This is a genomic window from Blautia luti (genome assembly GCF_013304735.1).
GTDB lineage: Bacteria > Bacillota > Clostridia > Lachnospirales > Lachnospiraceae > Blautia_A.
Window position 1 is genome coordinate 1 of record NZ_JAAITI010000071.1, and the last position, 4086, is coordinate 4086.

The following is a 4086-nucleotide window of genomic DNA, read 5'->3' on the forward strand; positions in this document are numbered from 1 at the left end:
TGTTGCTTCCGGTTTCTGCATGGTGATCAGCAGTGTGTTATTAAAGCTGTAATTGTGGAACTTTGACATGGTATTCAGATATTCGGTATATCTCTCCGATGTAAAGATTTCCTTTACTCCCTGTTCCAGCCGTTCCGATATTTCTTTTAACTGTTTTTCTATATTATTTGCCATAAACAAACCCTCCATTTTATGTCCCCGCCAGAGAAAACTCTGACGGGAAATCTTTTATAACTCCTGTTCATGTTTTTTCTTTGCAGCTTTCTGTACAGATGGCTGTTCCGCTGTATTCTGCTGTGCCTTCTCCTGCTTTAAGCGTTCCAGAATAGATGGCTTATGGATTCTGTCTGCTGTTTCCGGAAGTTCTTTTTCTTCTATGGCATCCCTGCTGTCTGTGTTGCTTCCTTCTCTGCCAATATCCTCATCTGCCATAATCGTCTCATTACCCTTTTCATCCATGTTCAGCAATGCATTTAACTCGGATAGCCGTTCCATCTTTTCATTCAGCTCTGTTTCTTTCGGAAATGGCTTCTTTACCTCTTCCTGTGCAGTAGCAAGCTGCTGTTGTACGGTTTCTAACTTCTGCTCACTTTCCGTCAGCTTCCTGTCAATGGAAGAAAGCGTGTTATGGATACGCTGCATATTTCCTACAGGGTCTTTTCCGATCTCCAGCTTATAAGAGCATTTTCCTTTGACCGTCAGTTCAAACGCATTGGAGAACATATTGTAGGAAGCAGATAACGTAAACCCATGATATTCCCCAACCTTTCCGCCGGTGCTGACGGTTTTTAAACCTGCACAGGCGGCGATCAACGCTTCGCCTGCTTCTTTCTTATCTTCATAAAGGACATTCCCTACCGTCATGGCAAACGTGTCATTATCCTGTAAATCCACGCTTTTTACTACCTGCGAATCCACCTGCATCCCGGCAATCCGCTCTTTCAATGCACTGATCTGTACCGGGAAATTCTTTGCAATATCGGATTCCAGACGGTAAATCTGACTGGTATGGTTTGCCTTTAAGAGTTTCAGCTTACTCACCTGCACATCCAGATCCATTTTTTCTTTAATGTGCGGATTACCTGTGGCAAGTGCCTTGATCTCTGCATAGGACAGTGCCGTATCATCCACATCTTCACAAGCCCTGACCGGGGATTTACTGGTCATGATCTGGCTGATGAACTTCTGCTTATTCTCCAAAATCTGCCACATATACGCATCAAAAGTGTTCTCCGTCACATACCGGAATATCTTTACTTTGTCATTCTGGTTTCCCTGTCTTAAGATACGTCCTTCCTGCTGTTCCAGATCAGACGGCTTCCACGGACAGTCAAGGTGATGGAGGGCAATGAGCCTGTCCTGTACGTTGGTACCAGCACCGAGTTTTGGAGTGGAACCCATAAGGATTCTCACCTGCCCGGCCCGTACCTTTGCAAACAAATCTGCTTTCTTTGTCTCCGTGTTGTATTCATGGATAAACGCAATCTCTTCTTTCGGGATTCCCCTGGCAACCAGTTTGTTTCGGACATCATCATATACATTGAAAGTCCCATCCCCTTTTGGAGTAGACAAGTCACAGAAGATCAGCTGTGTTGTCCGATCTGCTTTTCCCTCGTCCCATACCTGAAAAGCATTTTCCACACAGGTATTGACCTTGCTTTTTTCTGCATCCGGAAGGAGTTCATTTAATAGCCTCTGATCCAATGCACATTTTCTTCCGTCATTAGTAATCTTGAGCATGTTGTCCACTGTTGGATTCACAAGACTGGCTCTTACTTCTTCCGCACGTTCCGAAAAGGCACTGACCATTTCCTGCTGTTCTTCACTTGGTTTTAAGACTTCATTGATAAACTCTGCTTCCGGTACAGGAAGATTCAGCATATCCGATGTCTGAATATCCGCAGCTTCCTTAAAAATGGAGATCAGCTCTGGAAGATTAAAAAAACGGGCAAACCGTGTTTTCGCACGATAGCCCGTTCCTTCCGGCGATAATTCGATTGCGGTTACTGTCTCCCCGAACGTTGCAGCCCAAGAATCAAAGTGTCCCATGCCCATACGCATGAGTGTGTCATACTGGAGATAACGCATGATAGTGTAAAGCTCGGTCATACTGTTCGATACGGGAGTACCCGTAGCAAAGGTAATTCCCCTGCCGCCTGTCAGTTCATCCATGTACCGGCATTTCATAAACATATCGGAACTTTTTTGTGCATCCGTCTGTGAAATACCTGCTACATTTCTCATCTTTGTATATAGGAAAAGATTTTTGAATGAATGGCTTTCATCCACAAACAGTCTGTCTACACCTAATTGCTCAAAAGTTACTACATCATCCTTTCTGGTCTGGTCATTGAGTTTTTTCATCCTCGCCTGCAGGCTTTTCTTTGTTTTTTCCAACTGCTTGATGGTATAATTCTGCCCTGCCTGATGTGCTGCTTCTTCAATGGAGAACGTAATATCTGCAATCTGATCTTCCAGCATGGCAATCTGCCGTTCTTTTGAAAGGGGGATTTTCTCAAACTGCGTATGTCCAATGATCACGGCATCATAATCCCCTGTCGCAATACGGGAACAGAACCGTTTTCGGTTTGCCGGCTCAAAGTCTTTCTTCGTTGCCACCAAGATATTTGCTCCCGGATAGAGACGTAGGAAATCACCGCCCCACTGCTCGGTCAGATGGTTTGGCACAACATAAAGATTCTTCTGTGAGAGTCCCAGCCGTTTTGATTCCATACCAGCTGCGATCATCTGGAACGTCTTCCCTGCTCCTACGCAATGAGCCAGAAGGGTGTTATTTCCATACAGCACATGAGCCACTGCATTTTTCTGGTGCGGCATCAGGGTGATCTCCGGGTTCATGCCGACAAACTGAATATGGCTTCCATCATATTCCCGTGGACGGATGCTGTTAAATCGTTCATTATAAATCTTACAGAGATCTTCCCGTCGGTGCAGATCTTTAAATATCCACTCCTTAAATTCCTCTTTGATCAGCTCCTGCTTCTGCTGTGCCAGCATTGTTTCCTTCCGGTTTAATTCCCGGTGTTCCCCCTCGGCATCCTGTACCGTGTCATAAATCTTGGTATCTCTAAGGTTTAAGGCATCTTCCAAAAGACGGTAAGCATTGGCTCTCTGTGTTCCATATGTGGAAGTGACAAGGGCATTTCCGTAGCTATCCACATTCTTTCCCATAACATTCCACTGTCCGGTCACTTCGGCATACTGGACTTTGACCTTGCTCCCTACATAATATCTTGGTGTATGGAATGTTTCTGCCATGAACCGTGTAATGTAATCCTCGGAGATCCAGGTTGCCCCAAGTCTTGCTTCAATCTCTGATGCATCCAGATCTTTTGGCTGTACCTGCTCCAAATACTGCACATTCACCTGATATTCCGGGTGATCTTCTGCAAACTGTTTGGCGATCTGCAGTTTCTCCCTCACATTTCCAGAAAGATATTCGTCCGACGGCTCCCATTTTTCACCGATCGGATTCTTAAAGATTACCCCTGCCAGTTCTTCTGTAAGCTCCTCTTCTGTTTTCCCTGAAAGCTGTGCCATATAGGAAAGGTCAACGCCTGCCCTCTCACCAATGCAAACCGCAAGTGCTTCACTGGCAGTATCCACGGAAGTTACCGTTTCTGCCCTGCGGATCGTCCTTTTGGTAAAAATATCCGCTTTCCGTTTCAGTTCTCCCTTATCATCCAGAAATTCCAGAGAAGTCAAAAGACAATAGCTGCTGTCCTGACTGAATGCCCTCTTATTGGCATTGCTGCTGATAAGACCATATTTTGCTGTAAAGATATCATATTCTTCATTGAGTTTTTCCTGCAGCTTTGTGATCTGCTCATCGCTTCCCTCTTCCATCTGACACCGGATCAGTTCATTCGTAACATCACGGATCTTCACCATCCCTTTGACACGTTCCGCTGTCATTGCCGGAAGCTCCATGCAGTTCATCACAGAATTTTCCCGGTAATAGACTTCCTCATTCACTACGGTAAAACTGAAATTCTTTACATCCGGGTCTGCCGGTATAAAGACAACATCCTCCTCCAGCTCTGTATCCGAAAGTTCCAGTTCCGT

At 45.2% G+C, this 4086-nt stretch carries 2 protein-coding genes; both read right to left on the reverse strand.

Annotation, left to right across the window (positions count from 1 at the left end; all coding sequences use genetic code 11):
- On the reverse strand, positions 1-174 hold a 174-nt coding region (locus tag G5B06_RS19150; protein WP_244094593.1), incomplete at its 3' end, for an ArdC-like ssDNA-binding domain-containing protein.
- A gap of 54 nt (positions 175-228) precedes the next feature.
- A partial coding sequence (locus G5B06_RS18355; RefSeq protein WP_173772702.1) for a DEAD/DEAH box helicase family protein occupies positions 229-4086 on the reverse strand: 3858 nt, incomplete at its 5' end.